Below are 18,460 nucleotides of genomic sequence, written 5' to 3'. Positions count from 1 at the left end.
GCGCCCAGCTTAGAGGCGGCGCCAGCTCCAGGTCGTGGTGGCCTCCAGCGGCTCCAGGGGTGTGACCAGGCGCGGCAGGGTGTTGAGCCCGTTGGGCGGGCCGGTCTGCGGTTCCACGCACACGGCCTCGGGCTGCTCGTCGTAGACGACGACCCACTCCTCCCGGCTGGTCACCTTCAGTTCCAGCTGACCGGGCCAGGTCAGGGTGGCCTCGACGCCGCCGGGCATGCCGAAGCAGTCGTCCCAGGGGCCGGGCTTCGGGTCGAGGCGGTTGCCGGTGGGCAGGTGGTCGTCGCCGCGCTCCTCCTGCCAGGCGGGGGCGAAGTCGAGGGCCACGTCCTCGCCGCCGATGTTGCGGTTGAACCAGGGGTGCCAGCCGATCTGCGCCGGGAAGGACGACTCGTATGTCTCGACGGACATGGTCAGCGTCAGCGCGTCCTCGGTGAGGGCGATGATCTGGGTGACCAGGCCCGGGTAGGGCCAGGGGTCGACGAGCTGGTACGTGAGGACGGCCTCGTCCGTGCTCGTGCGGGCGGTGCGCCAGGCGTGGTCGCGGACGGTGCCGTGGATGGCGTGCGGCGGGGCGTTCAGCGGCATCTGCCGCACTTCGGCGCCGTCCAGGAACCGTCCGTCCCGGATCCGGCCGCACCACGGCACCATCGGGAAGCACCCGAACCTCCCCCAGGCTCGGCTTCGCTCGCCCGGGGGGACCCCGTCGCCCTGGCGGAGCAGTTCGACGCCGCCGATCCGCAGCCCTCCGACCCGGCCGCCGTTGCCCGGCTGCACGGTCACCTCCGCGTCACCCGCGGTCAGCGTGATGTCTTCGTCACTCACGGGTCGACCCTACTGCGGTGATCAAGAGGGCCTCACCGGTTGCGGGGTGGTTCGGCCATGTCCGCCCGGACCGCACGCGGTGTGCGGCTCAGCGGCGTCGGCGCAGGGCCCGGACCGCCACGATGGCCGAGGCCACCGCGAGCGCCGCCGCGGGGGCAGCCCAGCGCAGCGGGGCCGGGGGCGTCACGGTCTGCGGCGCGGGCACGGGCGCGTACCGGCCGCGCGGCGGCGCGTGGTCGACCTCCTCGGCGCTGCGCCCGATCATGGTCCGCCGCGCGTGCGCCGCCTCGGCGATGCCCTCGTCGTCCTCCTGGTCCTGCCCGTCCTCGGGTCCGAGGGAGGAGGGCGGGACGTCGGCGCCGGAGACGGAGGGGCGCTCGGGGGTGGCCGGGGGTTCCTCGGTGAGACCGGGATCGGCGGGGGCCTTCTCCTCGGCCTCCGCGGCCGTGCCCTGGCCGGACGGGGCCGGGGACGGTGGCGGTGGCGGTGGCGTCGGCGCCTCGTCGTCCGGGCCCGTGGCCGCCGCGGCGAGGTGCTCCGCGAAACGGTTCAGCAGCCGGGTGACGGCACTTTCCACGGCGTCCGCCGGGAGGTCCTTGATCCGTCCGTCCGCGGAGGCCGTGCCGTCGTACACGACGGTGCAGCCGCCCTCCGCCGCGCGCAGGGCGATCCGCAGGCTGAGCTTGACCGACCCGCTGCCCCGCGACTCCTCCGCCTCACCCTCGACGGCGTACGCGTCATCGTCGCGCCGGGAGACCCGTACGGCACCCCGGTAGGTGACGGAGTGGCTGCCGACCCGGATCTTCAGCCGCCCGGCGACCGGTTCGGCGCCGGCGTCCTGCTGGAGCCCGGGGACAGCCCGGGCGACCCGCGCGGGGTCGTCCAGCACCTCCCTGAGCCGCTCGGCCGGAACCGGAACGAACACCTCGTGCTCCATGTCGACGGACTCTACCCAGCACAGCCCGAAACGCACCCCCGCCCGGGGGATTCACCCCCGTTCCACCCCCACCAGGCGTATCCTCCGGGCCCGTCAAGCGGGCCCCGTCCCCTCAGTACCGCGGATGTCCTCCGGGCCCGTCCGGAAAGCACCGTCCCCTCAGTACCGCGGATGCACCAGCGTCGACGCGGGCAGACCCGCGATCCGCGCCCTGCGCGCCGCCCGTTGCCCCGCGGCCAGGGACGCCTCCGTGAGGCCGCTGGGCCGCGGACCGTCCGGGTCGAGCCGCGGGCGCGGGTCCGTGCGGGCGGCCAGCACGAAACCCCAGTCCCGGGGCGCCCGGGCGCGTTCGGCGGGCGGGCGGTCGGGCCCGGCGCCACCGGCGCGTCGGTCCTCCGTGCCGTACGGGGCGGTGCGCAGACCGGCCGCGCGCACGGTCGCCTCGACCGTCCAGTACACGCGGGGGCCGGACGCGACCGGCCCGGCGTGCACCACGAGCCGCCCGCCGGGGGCCAGCACGCGCCGCGCGAGGCCGTAGAACTCCTGCGAGTACAGCTTCGTGCTCTCCGTGATGCCCGGGTCCGGCAGGTCCGAGACGACCACGTCGTACGCCGCCGGGGTCGCCCCGCGCAGCCAGCCGAAGGCGTCCGCGGTCGTGACCCGCACGCGCGGGTCGCCGAAGGCGTGCTCGTTGAGCGCGGACAGGGCCGGGTCGGTGCGGGCCAGCCGGACCACCTCCGCGTCGCGTTCGACGACGTCGACCCGGTCCACCCCGGAGTGCCGCAGCACCTCGCGTACCGCGAGGCCGTCGCCGCCGCCGAGGATCAGCACGCGCGCGTGCGGCCCGGTCATGGCCGGGTGGACGAGTGCCTCGTGGAAGCGCGGTTCGTCGCGCCCGCTGACCCGCAGCCGGCCGTCGAAGTAGATGTCGAGGGGCCGCCCGTCCGTACCGCCGGCGAGGACCACCTCCTGCACATCGGTCTGGAGCGCTACGCGGACGTCCTGGCCGTACATCGCCTGCCGCGCGGCCCGTTCGAAGTCGTCGACGAGGACGGCGGCGGAGGCGAGGACGGCGAGGACGAGGCAGTTGCCGATCAGCAGCAGCCAGCGGGCCCGGCGGGTGAGGTCCCGCCGGAACAGGCCGAGCACCAGCGCCCCGCCGACGACCGTGTTGACCGCGCCGGTGAGCAGCGTGCCGGTCAACTGCCCGAGGAACGGCAGCAGCAGGAAGGGGAAGGCGAGGCCGCCGACGAGTGCTCCGACGTAGTCGGCGGCGAACAGGTCGGCCACCGCGCCGCCCGCGTCCTGGCGGCGGATGCGCTGGATCAGCTCCATCAGCAGCGGGACCTCGGCGCCGATGAGCAGTCCGATGGCGAGGGAGAAGGCGACCAGCAGGCAGCGCGACCCGTTGGCCCACATCCCGCCCCAGTCGCCGGTCCAGGCGAACACGGCGTACAGGGCCATCGCGCTGCATCCGCCGACGAGCGCGAGGGCGGCCTCGACGGCGCCGAAACCCGCCGCGGCGAGCCGGCGCAGCCGCTTCGCGGCGAGGGAGCCGATGCCCATCGCGAAGACCATCACGGACAGCACGACGGACGCCTGCGTGACGGAGTCGCCCATCAAGTACGAGGCGAGCGCGACGAGTTCCAGTTCGTACACGAGTCCGCAGGCCGCACAGACGAACACGCCGGCGAGGACGAGGAACCGTCCGGTGCCGGGCCGCACCGGCAGTCGCGCCGGGCCGTCGGGGCCGCCCGGGGCGCTCCAGGGCGCCGGGGAGCGGGGCGGGGCGGGCGCGTGCGGCTCGATCACGCTGCGACGTTACGTCACGCCTCGACTGCGGATCGTCACCCACACGTGTGGTGCTGGTTTACCGGGGCCGGATACCGGTACGAGATTCGGTTCACCACATACGGTTCGGTGGGCCGGACATCAGGGGGCCAGGGTCAGTTGACGTAGACCGCCGCCGGTACGCGCACGCCCACCCTCGTGCGGGTCGCCACCAACTGCCCGTCCTGCGGGTAGGCATGCCAGGTCCGCCAGTGCACCTGCCCCTCGTGATGCTGGGCGAGCAGGGCCGTGAAGGCGTACGGGCTGCCGGGGAAGACGCCGACGAGGCCGTGCGGATGGTCGGAGACGAGGGCCAGCAACTCCTGGGCGCGGCCCGCGAAGGAGCCGGGCGGGAGGACCTCGACCCGGGCCGCGAACTCGTACTCCCAGTCGTCCACCCGCTTGGCGACGCCGAGCGGAAGCGGAGTGCTGCTGCCCGCGATGCACGCCACCGTCTCCGAGCAGATGCCCCGCTCCTCCTCCAGCAGGACCTGGTGGGACGCGCCGAGGAGTCGCAACTGCACTTTGACGTCCGCCAGTTCGAGATCGAGTGCGGCGAGTGCGGGAAGCGGCTCACGCCCCAGGGCCCATGCGAGATCGGCCGCGCGCGTGTCGGTGTAGGAGGTGTTCAGGGTCGTGAGCATGGGTCGACTCCGCAAGCACACAAAAAGGAGAGGGAGATGGGTCCGCTGCGCCCCGGGCGCACCGGGGGATGTCGGCCCGAGCAACCCGGTCGGCCGGTTTCAGGAAGGTGTCCGCAGGACGTCCGGGCAGGGCTGCGTCGGTGACTAAGAGGGAATCATGAACGGTGGCGCCGTCACAGCGTTTTTACCCAAGTTCGTAGGGTTTCCATCCCTCAGAGGGCTCCACAGCTCAACTGTTCAACTACGGCGTGCGCCGGTGCCGGGGAGGCGTGCGCCGGTGCGCCGTGCCTCGCGCCCGGAGTCGCGACGGATGGAAGCCCGGGATTCCGGCCGACCCCCGAAAGGGCGGTTCGACGCGTGCAGTTGCCGGAGGCACGCCAGGGCGGGCGCGAGTTGTCCTACAGGCAGGGGACCTTGCCGGGACCTCGTCGAAACCGCCCGACAGGCGTTCGGCCGGTGATCCGTCCGAGAAGCTCCGGACATGACAACGCGGGGTTCGCCCCAGGTGCGGACCCCGCGTTCGGTGAATGCGATGCCTCCGTCGCGAAGACGGCCGACGTCAGTCAGCTGCCTCCGCCGCCGCAGCCACCGCCACCACCCCCGCAGGACGAGCCGCCGCCGCAGGACGAGCTGCCTCCACAGGACGACCCGCCTCCGCAGGAGTGTCCGCCGTGGTGTCCACCGCCGTCGCCGGAGGAGGAGCCGGAGTCTCCCCCACCGGCCCACCAGCTGTTGTTGCTGCCGCTGCTCGAACTGGAGGACGCCCACGCCCCGCGACGCGCCGTCCGCCGGGAACGGGAACGGTCCCTGCGAGCCAGGGGCACCAGCAGCCCGATCAGCAGAACCGCGAACACCGCCAGGATGATGCCGATGATCATGGCGCCACCCTCCTTTCCTTCCCCCGAAGCGGCCCCCCGTGGGCGCCTCGCTCTTGCGTGAGGCGGTGATGCCCTCCCCGCTCCCGGCCCAACACAGAGTTGAGGAACTCCAGAGCTTCGGCGCAGGATGACCGGCATGACCTCCAGCGCGCGCCCCCTCCTGAACCGCCGGCTCGCCGAGTTCGGGACGACGATCTTCGCCGAGATGTCCGCCCTGGCTCTGAGCACCGGCGCCATCAACCTCGGGCAGGGCTTCCCCGACACCGACGGCCCCGAGGAGATCAGGGAGGCCGCCGTGCGGGCCCTGCGGGACGGCCGCGGCAACCAGTACCCGCCCGGCCCCGGCGTGCCGGAGCTGCGCACCGCGATCACCGCCCACCAGCAGCGTTGCTACGGCCTGGCCTACGACCCCGACACGGAGGTCCTGGTCACCGCCGGGGCCACGGAGGCCATCGCCGCCGCCCTGCTGGCCCTGGTGGAGCCCGGCGACGAGGTGATCGCCTTCGAGCCGTACTACGACTCCTACGCGGCGTGCATCGCGATGGCCGGCGGGCGCCGGGTGCCGGTCACCCTGCGGGCGCACGAGGACGAGGGCCGTTTCCGCCTCGACCTGGACGAGCTGCGCGACGCCGTCACCGACCGCACCCGGCTGCTGCTGATCAACACCCCGCACAACCCGACCGGCACGGTCCTCACCCGCGAGGAGCTCGCCGCGATCGCCGAGCTGGCGGTGGAGCGCGACCTGCTGGTGGTGACGGACGAGGTGTACGAACACCTCGTCTTCGACGACGCCGAGCACGTGCCGCTGGCGACGTTCCCGGGGATGCGCGAGCGTACGGTCACCATCTCCAGCAGCGGCAAGACGTTCTCCTTCACCGGCTGGAAGGTCGGCTGGGTGACGGGGGCCCCGGAGCTGGTCACGGCGGTGCGCTCGGCGAAGCAGTACCTGACGTACGTCTCGGCGGGCCCGTTCCAGTACGCGATCGCCGAGGCCCTCTCACTGCCCGAGTCGTACTTCGCGGACTTCCGCGCCGACATGCTGACCAAGCGGGATCTGCTGGCGGCGGGCCTGGCGGAGGCCGGGTTCCGGGTCTTCCGCCCCTCGGGCACCTACTTCATCACCACCGACATCCGCCCCCTCGGCGCTGTGCTGTCTCAAGAGGGCGACGGCTTCGCCTTCTGCCGCGGCCTGCCGGAGCGCGCCGGGGTCGTCGCCATTCCCAACGCGGTCTTCTACGACCACCGGGAGGAGGGCGCCCCGTTCGTACGGTTCGCGTTCTGCAAGCGGACGGGGGTGCTGGAGGAGGCGGCGAAGCGGCTGAGCGCGGCGCTCTAGACGCGTTGCACAGGCACCGCCTTGTGGGCTCCCGCCGCGAACTCGCGGGCGGCGGCACTTCGGGCAGCTAGAGTGACAGTGCGGGTACGGGTACGTACCCGCACGCGATCTGTGATGGTGAGCGAAGAGGGAGCCCGCATGATGCCGGACGCCAACATCCGTATCCCCGCCGAGGCCCGCGATCGGCTTGCCGAGATCGCGGCTGAGGAAGGGCTGTCCCTGCGCGCCTACCTCGCCCGACTCGCCGAGACCCTGCTCACTCCAGCCGAGCGGGCCGAGCGGGCGGAGAAAGCACGGGCCGTTCTGCGGGAGTGGAACGGATACGACCCGGACGCGGGCGAGCAGGCCGAGCTGGACACCGAACTGGACCGCCGTATGGCCGAAGCGGGTGCCACGTGACCCGTGATGTGCATGTGTTCCTCGACGACAGCGCGATGGTGGCCGCCGGGGAGGGTAGCGTCCTGACCTCCCGGCTCATCCACCGCGCTCACACTGAGCCGGGCTGGTTCCTGTATGTCAGCGTGTGCGCCCTGGTCGAGGCCGACCGGGCTCGGCCGGGCACTGCGGAGCACATCGCCGCCCTGCCCGGCATCACGATCGTCGATCTGGATCTGCCGGCTGCCCTGTCGGTGGCCCGTGCGACTACATGGGCCGATGCTCACACCCTCTATGCCGCCCAGCCAAGTCCCGACCGTCCGGACGGTGCGGTGATCGCGACCACCAGGCCGCACACGTGGAAGGAGCAGCCGGTGCGCACCTTGGACCTCAGCCCCTGAACTCAGGCGGCAAGGCGAACCACTGCCCGGCACAGCTCGTCGACCTGCTCGGGTTCACGTTCTGCGGCCGGCCTGTGCGTCGCAGTCACCCTGACGGCGATGCCCTGCCCCTCAGGGGTGAACGGCACACCCGTCCACCCGCTCAGCCCGCCGCACGCAGGCGTTCCCCGGCGAGTCGGTCCCGGCAGCTCCGGCAGTGTCCGGGCCCCGGGGCGCGGAAGGCACGCTCGCAGCCGTCGCAGGTCTGGAAGGGCAGTACGGCCGGGCGCTCGACGCTCGGCGGGAGCGGTGCGGGGGAGGGCAACGGCAGCGGGGTTTCCCGGAGGCGGAAGGCGAGCACGCTTGCCGGGCGGGTCCGGAAACGGTCCGGGAGCCGTACGGTCAGCAGCTCCGTGATCTCCCGCCGGCCGACTCCGGCCGCCAGCCACTCGGCGACGGCCGGCGCCAGTCGGGCGGCCTCCTGCGCGGACAGGACCAGGCGGGGGTCGACCCGGCGCAGGGCGGCCAGTACGGCGACTGCCTCGGGGTCGGCGTCGGCGCCGGCGACGGCGGGTGCCGGGCGGCCGGGCTCCTCAGGAGCGGGAGCGGGAGCGGGCGCCGTCTCCCGTCGGGTTTCCGGGACGGTGGGCCGCTTCCGTGGTCGGGGCTTCGGCGGCTCGGGCGGGTCGTCCGGGCCTTCTCCGCGCGGTACGTCGTAGAAGTACGTCCGGGTGCGTACCTGCCCGGTGGGCGTGCGTTCGCGGCGGCGTTCCAGGTATCCGGCCGATTCGAGTTCTCTGAGCGCTCGCGACATGAGGATCTCGCCCTCGCTGAAGTGCTCGCACAGAGCGGTGATGGTCACGGAAGTGCCGTCGGGCAGAGAGGCGATGTACGCCGCGACGCCGACCGTGACCGCGCTGCCGCGCCGCTGGGCGAGGGCGTTGGAGATCACCGTGAAGTCGGCCGTCAGCCGGGTGCGTACGTGGATCACGCCGGTGGTCGGAGCTCCGGCGTCGGCGCGCAGGCGCGCGTTAGACTGCGAGTCAGCCATCGGGAAGGCGTTCACTTCCTGATCGGTCAGGCCCTCGATCGGGATGCCAGTCCCGGCCGGGGGCCGTATCTGTTTGCGGTTGTCGCGGCGAACGTAACGGCCCGTTACCCGCGCCTGCAAGCCGGTCACTCGGACGGGTGACGCCCGCGTCTGGCGCGGGGAGGGTGGGTGGGTGGGTAGTTCTTTCCCCCGGTTCTTTCAGGAGGTCAGCGGACCGCCGGGCCCTCGGGGACAAGGGCCCGGTGCGGCCTTCAACTCGCCTATGAAGGCGCCCCAGGAGGCGGCTTCGAAACACAGCGCGGGGCCCTGCGGGGCCTTGCTGTCACGGACCGGGACGACGGCCCCCCGGAACCCGTCGGCCACCTCCACGCAGTTGCCGCCTTCCTGATTGCTGTAGCTGCTCCTGCGCCAGGCGGCGGCGTTCAGATCGGGACGGGACCTTCGCTCCACGGTGGTTGTCCTCCATCACGGATCGGATCATGTCCAGGGACATGAGCGGGGGCAGAGCTGCCGCCCTCAGCCGATCGTAGGTCAGTGCGAAGCGCCTGACTTCGTCTGGATCCTCGATGAGTTGACCGTAGTGCGCGCCCTCGGTGTAGGCGATCTCCGAGTCATCCGGCATGGTGAGCAGCGTGAGCGAGCCGCCCATGACCTCGTGCTCGCCCTGGTCGAACGGCAGTACCTGCAAGGTGATGTGAGCTTCCGTCGCTGCCGCGAGCAACCGCCCGAACTGCTCACGCATCACCGCGTTGCCGCCGACCGGTCGCCTGAGTACCGCCTCGTCGAGGACCACCCACAGTTCCGGTCGGTCGGGCGCAGCGAGGCGCTTCTGCCGGCCCATACGAAACGTGACTCGTTCGTCCAACTGCTCCTCATTGTCGAGGGTTCGACCGACCCGCAGCACCGCCCGCGCATAGTCCTCTGTCTGTAGCAAGCCGGGCACCACATGAGCCGCGTACTCGCAGACGGCCACCGCCCGCTCCGCGTACTCCATGAACTTCCGCGACCAGTCCGGAAACGCCTCCCGGTACACGTACGGCCACAGCTCCACCAGCAGTTCCTCCGCACCGAGCGCCGCGTCCAGCGCACGCGTCAGCTCCAGCGTCGGCTTCGCTCCGGACGCCCGCTCGATCTGCGTGATCCGCGTGCTCACCACATGCGTCAGGTCGCCCAGCTCGGCCTGGGTCAGCCCCGCCGCCGTCCGGAGTCTGCGCACCCGCGCTCCGAACAGCGCGGCCATCGACGCACTGGGGTCAATTCCGTTGGCCAAGGCATCACTTCCGTTCCTTACGGCCTCACAAGTAAGGCTGTGCCCCCTGTCGAGCGTAGGACGATCGGTCGACTCTTGAGCACGGAACGTGACGACTCGTGTGCGTCACGGAACGCCACAACTCGACTCGACTCGACTCGACGGAAAGGGACGTACAGGCCGTGCTGACAGAAACCGCCGCCCCGGGAGACAAGCCGCTCAGGTCACTCACCATGCAGTTCCCCTCCACCCCGCGCGGTGCGCAGCTCGCCCGGCGTCACGCCGTCCGGTGGATGGGGGAACGGGGCCACCCGCCGGCGTCGGACGTCTCCTGCGCTCTCGCCCTCGTCGTCGGCGAACTCGCGGCGAACGCCGTACAGCACGGTCGGGTTCCCGGCCGGGAGTTCGGTCTCCGGCTCGCCCTGGACCGGGCCGCGGGCGTACTGCGTGTGGAGGTCGCGGACGCCTCCTCCGCGAAGCGGCTGCCCACGGCCGCGCCCTCGTCGTACCCCGAAGGCGAGTCCGGCCGGGGGCTGCTCCTGGTGGACGTCCTGGCCGAGCGCTGGGGGTCGACGCCTCGCGGCCCGGTGGGCAAGACGGTATGGGCGGAGCTGAGTCTTGACGTCTGATCCGCCCCACGGCGAGGGAGGGGAGGCAGCGGCGCCCGAAAAAGGCGTACGGCGCGTACAGCGCGTACCTTCTCGTACGCGCCGACGCGCCGCTGCGGGGCCGGCTGAGGATCTACTCCTCGTCCTCGGGCTTCTCCGCTTCGTTGATCTCCTCTTCGATACCGAGCTGCTCGACGAGCCACTTGTCGAACTCGATCGCCGCGCGCACCCAGCTGACCGTCGAGGAGACGAAGTGCTCCAGGCTGACGCCCATGCCGATCAGCATCTGGGCCTCGCCGATCAGGCGGACCGTGCCGTCGTCGTGGGTGTGGCTGTAGACCTTGGGCCACAGGGTCCGGCGGTTCCAGTCGTCGATGGACTCGAGGATCTGCGGCTTGGCCTCGATCTCGTGGGGCCGGTCGTAGAACGTCCGCACGGAGAAGACCTGCTGGTCTCCCTCACCCCGGAACATGAAGTAGGTGCGGAACTGCTCCCACGGCGCCGCGAGGTCACCCTCGTCGTCGACGACGTACTTGAGCTCCATCTGGTCGAGGAGCTGCTTAACGAGGTCCTGATCCGGGACGACGGGGCCGGCCGGGCCGCCGGGCTGCGGCTCGGGCTGGCCCCCGAAGTTCGGAATCGAGGACGGGTCGATGGTCACCGTGAATTTCCCTTCGTACGGATTCCGCCATCCTCCCCCATGCGGGGAGGGGGGTGGCAAGCCCCGACTACCCCGCTAAGCCCATGGCTGACACGATCCGGTCAACCGCAACCCGCAGGGGTCTACTCACCTGGGCCCGACCGACGCGGGCGGTCGAGCGCGGGTGATCAGTCGCGGCGGATCAGTTCCGGGTTGACGCGCCGTCCTACGAGCGGGAGGGCGGCGAGGGCGGACACGGCCGCCACGCCCGCCGCCGCGAGCGCGAGCACCGGGACGCCGCCGGAGTCCCAGTAGATCTCGCTGCCCCCGGTGATCAGATAGCAGGACTCGGCGAGCTTGCCCGCCAGGAGCGCCAGTGTCAGCCCGACACTCAGAGGGAGCACGACCTGTAGGCACTGCACGGCTCGCATCGTCCGCGCCCGCGCTCCGACCAGCGTGATGGCGGTGACCTGCGGGCGCCGCTCCACCGCCCGGTCGGTCGCCGAGACCACGAACGCCGCGGTCCCGATCACCAGACCCATGATCATGCCGACGGCGAGCAGGGTCTCGAGGACGGCGATCTGCTGGAGGCCCTCGACGTTCACACCGACGGGTTCGACGGCGGTGGTCGGGGTGACGGCGGCGATACCGTCAAGGACCCTGCGGACCTCATCGTGGTCGGAGCTGCTGGTGAGGACGTACCGCGCCCCTTCCGGTCGAGCCGTGGCGGGCAGTGCCGACGGCGGGATGAGCACATCCACTCCGTGGACCGCCGACGGGTCGTACGCACGGTAGGCGATCTGGTCGTGCGGGAGTGTGATATCCAGGGTCTTGCCGCGACCGCCACGACCGCCTTCCGACATGCGGAAGGGGAGGGTGTCGCCAGGGCGCGCGCCCTGACCAGTGCCCGCGTTCGGGTCACTGAGGCGCATCACCTTGCCGTCCACACAGCGCTCCACATGCCGTACCAGCCTGGTCAGCTGGTCGCAGGTGGCGACGACGGCACTGGCCCAGGGCTGGTCGGCGGAACCATCGGGGTCGGTCCAGGACTCCACCGTCACGGCGTGCGCGCGTACCCCCGGTACATCGGCGACTTCCTGCTGCTGTCGCAGGGTGAGCGAGGACAAGGGGATCGAGTAGTCCTGCACAGGAGCGGACGGCCGGGTGACCTGCTCCAGCTGGATGAGGACGCCCTGGGCGAGGGAGGCGGAGAAGACGAGCAGCACGAGGCCGGTGACGACCCGCATGGTGCTGCCCGGTTCGACCTCGTTGCGGCGCATCGCCAGGTTGAGGGTGAGGGACTGAGTGGTGCGCGCGAGTCGGCGGGCGAGGGCGTAGGAGATCAGGGGCAGTGTCAGCACCAGCCCCAGGCCCGTCAGGAGAATGCCTGCCGGCATCAGCAACGCGTTGAGGCCGAGGCTGTCGGCGGGGTGGTCGGTGAAGCCGGTGGCGCAGTAGCCGGCCACGATGCCGAGGCCGGTCACCAGGAGCAGGCCGCCCCACTTGGTGGGGTGCTTGGGGGCGGCGGTGCGGCGTACCGCCAGTGGATTGGCGGCGGCATCGCGTGCGCTGGCCCGGCCGACGAACCAGGCGAGGAGCGGGCAGCCGATCAGGCAGACGGCGATGGTCGTCGCGGACAGCGCGCCATCGGCCGGATACCACCTCAGACTGGGCAGTCCGGTCCGGGTCATCACCTGATTGAGGACCCAGTATTCGCCGAGACCGAGAATCGCGCCGAACAGGGCCGCCACCACGGTTTCGGCGGCGTTGACCCGCTGCGTGCCCTTGGTGCTCAGGCCCAGCAGACGCAGGGAGGCGAGGCGGCGGTTCCGGCTGGCGGCGGAGAGCCGGGCGCAGACGGAGAGGAAGATGCCGAGGGGGAGCAGGACCAGAGATCCCAGGGCGAAGCGGATGTAGGTCAGGGTCGAGGGTTCGACGGCGGGAAAGGGTGCGTAGCTGTACCCCCAGCCCTTCAGGGCGCGTCCCTCGTCGGCGATCTTGTCGCGTGTCGTGCCGATGTAGGCGAACAGCTCGTCGGGGTGGGCGAGCCCCGTCGCGCCGATCAGCCCCCTCTCGTGACCTGGCAGGAGCCCCTTGACCGCGGGCTGGTCACGCAGCAGGTCCTGTACGCGGGGGGAGACGAACACCTCACCAGGGCCCGGGAGTTCCTTCAGCCCGGGCGGGGCTTCGTCGGCGTGGCCGGTCCCCTTGGCGATGAACACCCGGGTGAATGCCTTGGAGCCGTACGGGTCGGTGCGCTGGAGGAGGAGGGTGGCATCCGCGGGCCGGGCTGAAGTGGTCTGCGGCTGTCGTGCTGCGGCCCGGCCGTCGTGAGCGTCGAGAATCTGCGGGATGGTGAGGACGAGGGCGAGGCAGCACACCCCGAGGGAACCGCCGGCCGCCATGAGGAAGAAGCGGACGCGGTTGCCGCGGCCGGCACCGAAGAGCAGGCGCAGACCGAGCAGGAACTCCCTCACGCCGCCTCCCGGGGCGTGAGGACTCCGTCGGACATCGTGTAGAGGCTGTCGGCCTGCGCGGCGACGGCGGGGTCATGGGTGACCAGGATGACGGCGGTGCCCTGCGAGCGCGCCAGGCCGAGGAACTCCTTCAGTACGGCGGACGCGTTGGCACTGTCCAGGGACCCGGTCGGCTCGTCTGCGAACACGACGGCCGGGCGGTGGACCAGGGCCCGTGCGACGGCGACGCGCTGGCTCTGACCGCCCGACACCTGCGACGGGCGGCGCTCCCGCAGTTCGCCGAGTCCCAGCCGGGCGAGAACCTCGCCGGCGGCCGCGAGCGCGGGCCGCTTGCGTTGCCCGGCCAGGCGGAGCGGCAGGGCGGTGTTCTCCTCGATGGTCAACTCGGGGAGCAGTTCGCCGTACTGGAAGACGAAACCGAAGCGTTCACGGCGCAGCGTACTGACCTCGTCGTCGCTGAGATCGCCGAGGGCTGTTCCTTCGAACCGCACCTGCCCGCGCGCAGGAGGCAGCACACCCGCAAGGCAGTACAGCAGCGAGGACTTCCCCGAACCGCTCTGTCCGGTGATGGCCGCGACCTCCCCTCGGGAGATCGAGAGGTGGGCGTCGCTGACAGCCAGTTGCTTGCCGTAACGAAGGTCGACACCCTGGGCCGAAAGGACTTCTGACGTACTGATGGCTTCCCCCAAAGAAGCGACCGGGCCCAGGGGGTCGACCTGGGCCCGGGGTGTGGCGGTGTGCTTTCGCTTACCGCTGGTAGTGCTTGGTGGCCGAGCAGTTGTCCGGGTTGAACGAACCCTTGTCACGGCAGACACGGATGTACGCGTCGTCGGTGTAGCGCTGCGCGCCCGCCCAGTTGGAGGCCCCCACCGGGACGGTCTTCTTCTGCTTGCCGTCGTAGCGGCTCCAGTCGTAGCCCTCGACCTTCACCTGCACGTACACGTTGTGGCCGTCACCGTGGTCGGTGTCCTGAAGCTGGCCCTTCCACTCGAAGGCGCCGTGATTCTGGCCCGCGGGGTGCCACTTGTACTGGCCGTGGTGGAACTTCGCACCGCCGGTCGAGAGCGTCGGAATGTCGTGCCACGAGGCGGCGAACGCCGTGCCCGCCCCCATGGCGAAGAGGCCGGCCGCGAGGGCGCCTACTGCCAACTTACGCATGTCTTCTCCCGTTTGTGTTCTGTTGTGTGGCTCTGCTGGTCAGGGCAGAGCGGCGGTGAAAGTTACCACCGAGTAAAGGAGAGGAAGCGGCAGAGTGTTCGATCTAGCCCCATCTGTCCGGCTTTTCGAGGGGCGCCCTTTACGGAGGGTTTACGTCTTCGACGTGGCCATGACCATGAGACGTGTCGGCGGTGACCAGGGATTTCGTGACGGAGTCGCCGACATCGAGGGCGTGTAGTCAGAGGGTCGAGTACGAGAACGCCGAGACCGCGCTGGTGCGGTTCTCGGCGTTCACGATGTGACGTCCTACGGCGTCCCGGTGTGACGTCCTACGGGGTCTTGCCCGTTGCCGGGCCCACCAGCAGCCCGTCCTCGAAGCGGTCCACCCGGACCGTGTCGCCGTCCTTGATCTCGCCGGACAGGATCTCCTTGGCGAGCCGGTCGCCGATGGCGGACTGGACGAGGCGTCGCAGCGGCCGGGCGCCGTACGCCGGGTCCATGCCCTCCTCCGCGAGCCAGGCCAGGGCCTCGGGCGTGATGTCCAGGGTGAGGCGCCGCTCGGCGAGCCGCTTGGCCAGGCGTTCCAGCTGGAGCTTCGCGATGCGCTCCAGCTCGGGCTTGGTCAGCGCGGCGAAGACGACCAGGTCGTCCAGGCGGTTGAGGAACTCCGGCTTGAAGGAGGTCCGCACCACCTCCAGGACCTGCTCCTTCTTCTCCTGTTCGCTGGTCACCGGGTCGACCAGGTACTGGCTGCCGAGGTTCGACGTCAGCACCAGGATGGTGTTGCGGAAGTCGACCGTGCGGCCCTGCCCGTCGGTGAGCCGGCCGTCGTCCAGCACCTGGAGCAGGATGTCGAAGACCTCCGGGTGGGCCTTCTCCACCTCGTCCAGCAGGACGACGGAGTACGGGCGGCGGCGCACGGCCTCGGTGAGCTGGCCGCCCTCCTCGTAGCCGACGTATCCGGGCGGGGCGCCGACCAGCCGGGCCACGCTGTGCTTCTCGCTGTACTCCGACATGTCGATGCGGACCATCGCCCGCTCGTCGTCGAAGAGGAAGTCGGCGAGGGCCTTGGCCAGTTCCGTCTTGCCGACGCCGGTCGGGCCGAGGAAGAGGAAGGAGCCGGTGGGGCGGTCGGGGTCGGCGATGCCGGCGCGGGAGCGTCGTACGGCGTCGGAGACCGCGCGCACGGCCTCGGTCTGGCCGATGAGCCGCTTGCCGAGCTCGTCCTCCATGCGCAGCAGCTTCTGCGTCTCGCCCTCCAGCAGGCGCCCGGCCGGGATGCCGGTCCAGGAGGCGACGACGTCGGCGATGTCGTCGGAGCCGACCTCCTCCTTGACCATGGTGTCCTTGGCGACCTCCTCCTCGGCCTCGGAGGCGGCCTCCAACTCCTTTTCCAGGGTGGGGATCTCGCCGTAGAGGAGCTTGGAGGCGGTGTCGAAGTCGCCGTCGCGCTGGGCGCGTTCGGCCTGGCCGCGGATCTCGTCGAGGCGTTCCTTCAGTTCACCGACGCGGTTGAGGGACTGCTTCTCCTTCTCCCAGCGGGCGGTGAGGCCGCGCAGCTCCTCCTCCTTGTCGGCGAGGTCGCGGCGCAGCTTCTCCAGGCGCTCGCGGGAGGCGGCGTCGGTCTCCTTGCCGATCGCCAGCTCCTCCATCTTCAACCGGTCGACGGCGCGCTGGAGTTCGTCGATCTCGACGGGTGAGGAGTCGATCTCCATGCGGAGGCGGGAGGCCGCCTCGTCGACGAGGTCGATGGCCTTGTCGGGCAGGAAGCGGGAGGTGATGTACCGGTCGGAGAGCGACGCGGCGGCGACGAGCGCGCTGTCGGCGATCTGGACCTTGTGGTGAGCCTCGTAGCGGCCCTTGAGCCCACGGAGGATCGCGATCGAATCCTCGACGGTCGGCTCGGCGACCAGCACCTGCTGGAAGCGCCGCTCCAGGGCGGGGTCCTTCTCGATGCGTTCGCGGTACTCGTCGAGGGTCGTGGCTCCGACCATGCGCAGCTCGCCGCGGGCGAGCATGGGCTTCAGCATGTTCCCGGCGTCCATGGCGGAGTCGCCGCCCGCGCCGGCCCCGACAACGGTGTGCAGCTCGTCGATGAAGGTGATGATCTGCCCGTCGGAGCCCTTGATCTCGGCGAGGACGGTCTTCAGCCGCTCCTCGAACTCGCCCCGGTACTTCGCCCCGGCGACCATGGCTCCCAGGTCGAGCGCGACGAGCCGCTTGTCCTTCAGCGACTCGGGCACGTCGCCCTTCACGATCCGCTGGGCGAGCCCCTCGACGACGGCGGTCTTGCCGACGCCGGGCTCGCCGATCAGCACGGGGTTGTTCTTGGTCCGCCGGGACAGCACCTGCACGACACGCCGGATCTCCTGGTCTCGCCCGATGACGGGGTCGAGCTTGCCCTCCCGCGCGGCGGCGGTGAAGTCGGTCCCGAACTTCTCCAGGGCCTTGTACTGCCCCTCCGGGTCGGCGGTGGTCACGCGTCGTTGCCCTCGTGTCTTCTGGAAAGCGGCCTGGAGCTTCCTGGCGTCGGCACCCTGCCGGGACAGCACCTCGCCGGCCGCGCCGCCCTTCGCGGCGAGGGCGATGAGGAGGTGCTCGGTGGAGAGGTACTCGTCGCCCAGGTCCTTGGCGCGGGCCTGTGCGTCGGCGACGACGGCGAGCATCTCGCGGTTGGGCTGGGGCGGCGCGACGGTCGACCCGGTCACGCTCGGCAGCCCGGCGAGCACGCGCTCGGCTCCGGAGCGGACGGCGGCCTGGTCGGCGTCGACCGCGGCGAGCAGGTCGGTGATGTTCTCGTTGTCCTGTCCCTGGAGCAGCGCGAGCAGCAGATGGGCAGGGGTGAGGTCGGCGTGTCCCTCGGTCACGGCCCGGTTGCTGGCAGCGTTGATCGCGTCCCGGCTCCGGTTGGTCAGCTCGGCGTCCACGTTCGCGTTCTCCTCCTTGCACTGACCCGAACGGCTTGCACAAAGTTGAGTCTAGTGCACTCAAGGACGGTTCCGGGAGGCTCGGGGGGTCTAAGTTCCGGGGCATGGCGACCAAGTACTCCGTGGACCCCGGCGCTCCGGACCCGTCGTATCTCGACTTCTGGCGGGAGCGGCACCTGTGCACCCTGACGACTCCCCGCCCGGACGGCACTCCGCATCTGGTACCCGTCGGGGTCACATACGATCCCGAGGCCCGTCTGGCTCGGGTCATCACCAACCGGGCGAGCGCGAAAGTGCGGTACGTGCGGGCCGCCGGCGAGGAGGGGGCGGCCGTCGCCGTCTGCCAGCTGGAGGGGCGCCGCTGGGCGACGCTGGAGGGCCGGGCCTTCGTTCACGACGAACCGGACCGGGTCGCCGAGGCGGAGCGGCGCTACGCGGAGCGCTACGGCAGGACGCCGTCGCCCAATCCGGCACGCGTGGTGATCGAGATCCACCTGACGCGGGCGATGGGGCGGGGGTGAGCGAAGTGAAAATCCACACCGGTGATCGACTGGATCAAGCCACCCGCCGGATTGCGCCGATACCCGGAAATATCCCCGGAAACTGCAGCGGCGTCACCGTGTTCAGGTCACGGTGACGCCGCTGCGGGGGGAAGCACCTGAGCGATCTGTTACGACGGGGGAATCGCGTCAGGCACTGCGGGGGGTGGCAGAGATGGTCCTCGGGGCAGGAGAGTCGGCCTCCACCTGCTGGTGGTCCCTTTGGTCCAGGTTCACAAAGATCATTCCGTACCGTACGGCACATCGCACTGGCTGCGGCGCCCCCCGAGGCCGCCGCAGACACCGGTACGCCCGTACGTCCTCGTCGTCGTCCCGCGTCACGACCACCGGCTCACCGAAAACAGTCACCATCAACGAGTCACCGCTGTGGGGGATGGCGGTGACCAGGTCGATGAAGTGCCAGCCGGAGCGGTAGGCGGTGGCCATTTCACGACGGAAGGAGCGGTCGTCGGGTGGAGTGGTCACGGTCAGCTCCCGGCTCCGTCTGCTGCGGTCTCCGTGGATTGCGCCGCCGCCGGCCACACACTGTCCGCCAGAACATGACTCTTGGCAGCCGCCGGCCAGACACTGTCCGCC

Annotated in this window: 19 protein-coding genes; 5 read left to right on the top strand and 14 right to left on the bottom strand. The window is 70.9% G+C overall.

Annotated features, from left to right (window positions below):
• Positions 1–9: 9 nt before the first annotated feature.
• The 5 genes from QOL88_RS21295 to QOL88_RS21275 all read right to left on the bottom strand — a co-directional run bounded on the left by QOL88_RS21295 (position 10) and on the right by QOL88_RS21275 (position 5,123).
• Positions 10–834 carry an aldose epimerase family protein gene (locus QOL88_RS21295; RefSeq protein WP_097218397.1) on the bottom strand — a complete coding sequence of 275 codons (825 nt, stop codon included), beginning with the start codon at positions 832–834 and terminating at the stop codon, positions 10–12.
• A gap of 88 nt (positions 835–922) precedes the next feature.
• The gene (locus tag QOL88_RS21290; RefSeq protein WP_097223115.1) at positions 923–1,771 is read right to left on the bottom strand and encodes an SRPBCC domain-containing protein; all 849 of its coding nucleotides are present in this window, start codon (positions 1,769–1,771) and stop codon (positions 923–925) included.
• 159 nt (positions 1,772–1,930) lie between these two features.
• Positions 1,931–3,583 (bottom strand): polyamine aminopropyltransferase, encoded by a 1,653-nt coding sequence (locus QOL88_RS21285; protein WP_097218395.1) that lies wholly within the window; start codon positions 3,581–3,583, stop codon positions 1,931–1,933.
• A 134-nt stretch (positions 3,584–3,717) separates the two neighbouring features.
• On the bottom strand, positions 3,718–4,245 hold the full coding sequence (locus tag QOL88_RS21280; protein ID WP_179878921.1) for a DUF2617 family protein: 528 nt from the start codon (positions 4,243–4,245) through the stop codon (positions 3,718–3,720).
• Between the two features lie 563 nt (positions 4,246–4,808).
• The gene (locus QOL88_RS21275) at positions 4,809–5,123 is read right to left on the bottom strand and encodes a hypothetical protein (RefSeq protein ID WP_097218389.1); all 315 of its coding nucleotides are present in this window, start codon (positions 5,121–5,123) and stop codon (positions 4,809–4,811) included.
• A gap of 127 nt (positions 5,124–5,250) precedes the next feature.
• Here QOL88_RS21275 and QOL88_RS21270 point away from each other — a divergent pair, with 127 nt between their 5' ends.
• The 3 genes from QOL88_RS21270 (at position 5,251) to QOL88_RS21260 (ending at position 7,235) form a co-directional block, all read left to right on the top strand.
• Positions 5,251–6,459, top strand: a complete 1,209-nt coding sequence (locus QOL88_RS21270) for a pyridoxal phosphate-dependent aminotransferase (RefSeq protein WP_097218386.1) — start codon at positions 5,251–5,253, stop codon at positions 6,457–6,459.
• Between the two features lie 141 nt (positions 6,460–6,600).
• A complete protein-coding gene (locus tag QOL88_RS21265; protein WP_097223114.1) occupies positions 6,601–6,858 on the top strand; it encodes a hypothetical protein in 258 nt (85 codons plus the stop codon).
• 8 nt (positions 6,859–6,866) lie between these two features.
• Positions 6,867–7,235 carry a PIN domain-containing protein gene (locus QOL88_RS21260; protein ID WP_097218383.1) on the top strand — a complete coding sequence of 123 codons (369 nt, stop codon included), beginning with the start codon at positions 6,867–6,869 and terminating at the stop codon, positions 7,233–7,235.
• A 142-nt stretch (positions 7,236–7,377) separates the two neighbouring features.
• Here QOL88_RS21260 and QOL88_RS21255 read toward each other — a convergent pair whose 3' ends face one another.
• From QOL88_RS21255 to QOL88_RS21245, 3 genes are all read right to left on the bottom strand, one after another.
• Positions 7,378–8,265, bottom strand: a complete 888-nt coding sequence (locus QOL88_RS21255) for a hypothetical protein (protein WP_097223113.1) — start codon at positions 8,263–8,265, stop codon at positions 7,378–7,380.
• A gap of 198 nt (positions 8,266–8,463) precedes the next feature.
• Positions 8,464–8,691 carry a DUF397 domain-containing protein gene (locus QOL88_RS21250; protein WP_257028073.1) on the bottom strand — a complete coding sequence of 76 codons (228 nt, stop codon included), beginning with the start codon at positions 8,689–8,691 and terminating at the stop codon, positions 8,464–8,466.
• Positions 8,588–9,505, bottom strand: coding sequence for a helix-turn-helix domain-containing protein (locus QOL88_RS21245; protein ID WP_097218378.1), 918 nt, complete (start codon positions 9,503–9,505; stop codon positions 8,588–8,590). The genes QOL88_RS21250 and QOL88_RS21245 overlap by 104 nt, the downstream gene beginning before the upstream one ends.
• A gap of 191 nt (positions 9,506–9,696) precedes the next feature.
• Between QOL88_RS21245 and QOL88_RS21240 the strand changes: the two genes are divergently transcribed.
• Positions 9,697–10,143, top strand: a complete 447-nt coding sequence (locus tag QOL88_RS21240) for an ATP-binding protein (protein ID WP_097218376.1) — start codon at positions 9,697–9,699, stop codon at positions 10,141–10,143.
• Positions 10,144–10,255: 112 nt separating this feature from the next.
• Here QOL88_RS21240 and QOL88_RS21235 read toward each other — a convergent pair whose 3' ends face one another.
• The 5 genes from QOL88_RS21235 to clpB form a co-directional block, all read right to left on the bottom strand.
• Entirely contained in the window at positions 10,256–10,783 is a 528-nt protein-coding gene (locus tag QOL88_RS21235) for a YbjN domain-containing protein (protein ID WP_031106386.1), read from the bottom strand.
• A 167-nt stretch (positions 10,784–10,950) separates the two neighbouring features.
• A complete protein-coding gene (locus tag QOL88_RS21230) occupies positions 10,951–13,239 on the bottom strand; it encodes an FtsX-like permease family protein (RefSeq protein ID WP_097218373.1) in 2,289 nt (762 codons plus the stop codon).
• Entirely contained in the window at positions 13,236–13,928 is a 693-nt protein-coding gene (locus tag QOL88_RS21225; protein WP_257027846.1) for an ABC transporter ATP-binding protein, read from the bottom strand. Before QOL88_RS21225 ends, QOL88_RS21230 begins: the two co-directional genes overlap by 4 nt.
• A gap of 58 nt (positions 13,929–13,986) precedes the next feature.
• Positions 13,987–14,397 (bottom strand): hypothetical protein, encoded by a 411-nt coding sequence (locus QOL88_RS21220; RefSeq protein ID WP_097218371.1) that lies wholly within the window; start codon positions 14,395–14,397, stop codon positions 13,987–13,989.
• Positions 14,398–14,726: 329 nt separating this feature from the next.
• Entirely contained in the window at positions 14,727–17,324 is a 2,598-nt protein-coding gene (clpB, locus tag QOL88_RS21215) for an ATP-dependent chaperone ClpB (protein WP_097218369.1), read from the bottom strand.
• A gap of 104 nt (positions 17,325–17,428) precedes the next feature.
• Here clpB and QOL88_RS21210 point away from each other — a divergent pair, with 104 nt between their 5' ends.
• Complete coding sequence (locus QOL88_RS21210) at positions 17,429–17,845, top strand: TIGR03618 family F420-dependent PPOX class oxidoreductase (RefSeq protein ID WP_097218367.1); 417 nt, start codon at positions 17,429–17,431, stop codon at positions 17,843–17,845.
• Positions 17,846–18,013: 168 nt separating this feature from the next.
• Here QOL88_RS21210 and QOL88_RS21205 read toward each other — a convergent pair whose 3' ends face one another.
• Positions 18,014–18,349 (bottom strand): Rieske (2Fe-2S) protein, encoded by a 336-nt coding sequence (locus QOL88_RS21205; protein WP_030846386.1) that lies wholly within the window; start codon positions 18,347–18,349, stop codon positions 18,014–18,016.
• Positions 18,350–18,460: the final 111 nt, after the last annotated feature.

The sequence above is a fragment of the Streptomyces sp. Ag82_O1-12 genome (assembly GCF_900182715.1).
GTDB classification, from domain to species: Bacteria; Actinomycetota; Actinomycetes; order Streptomycetales; family Streptomycetaceae; genus Streptomyces; species Streptomyces massasporeus.
Note: the sequence above shows the minus strand (reverse complement) of the source record. Positions and strands in the feature narration are given on the sequence as shown.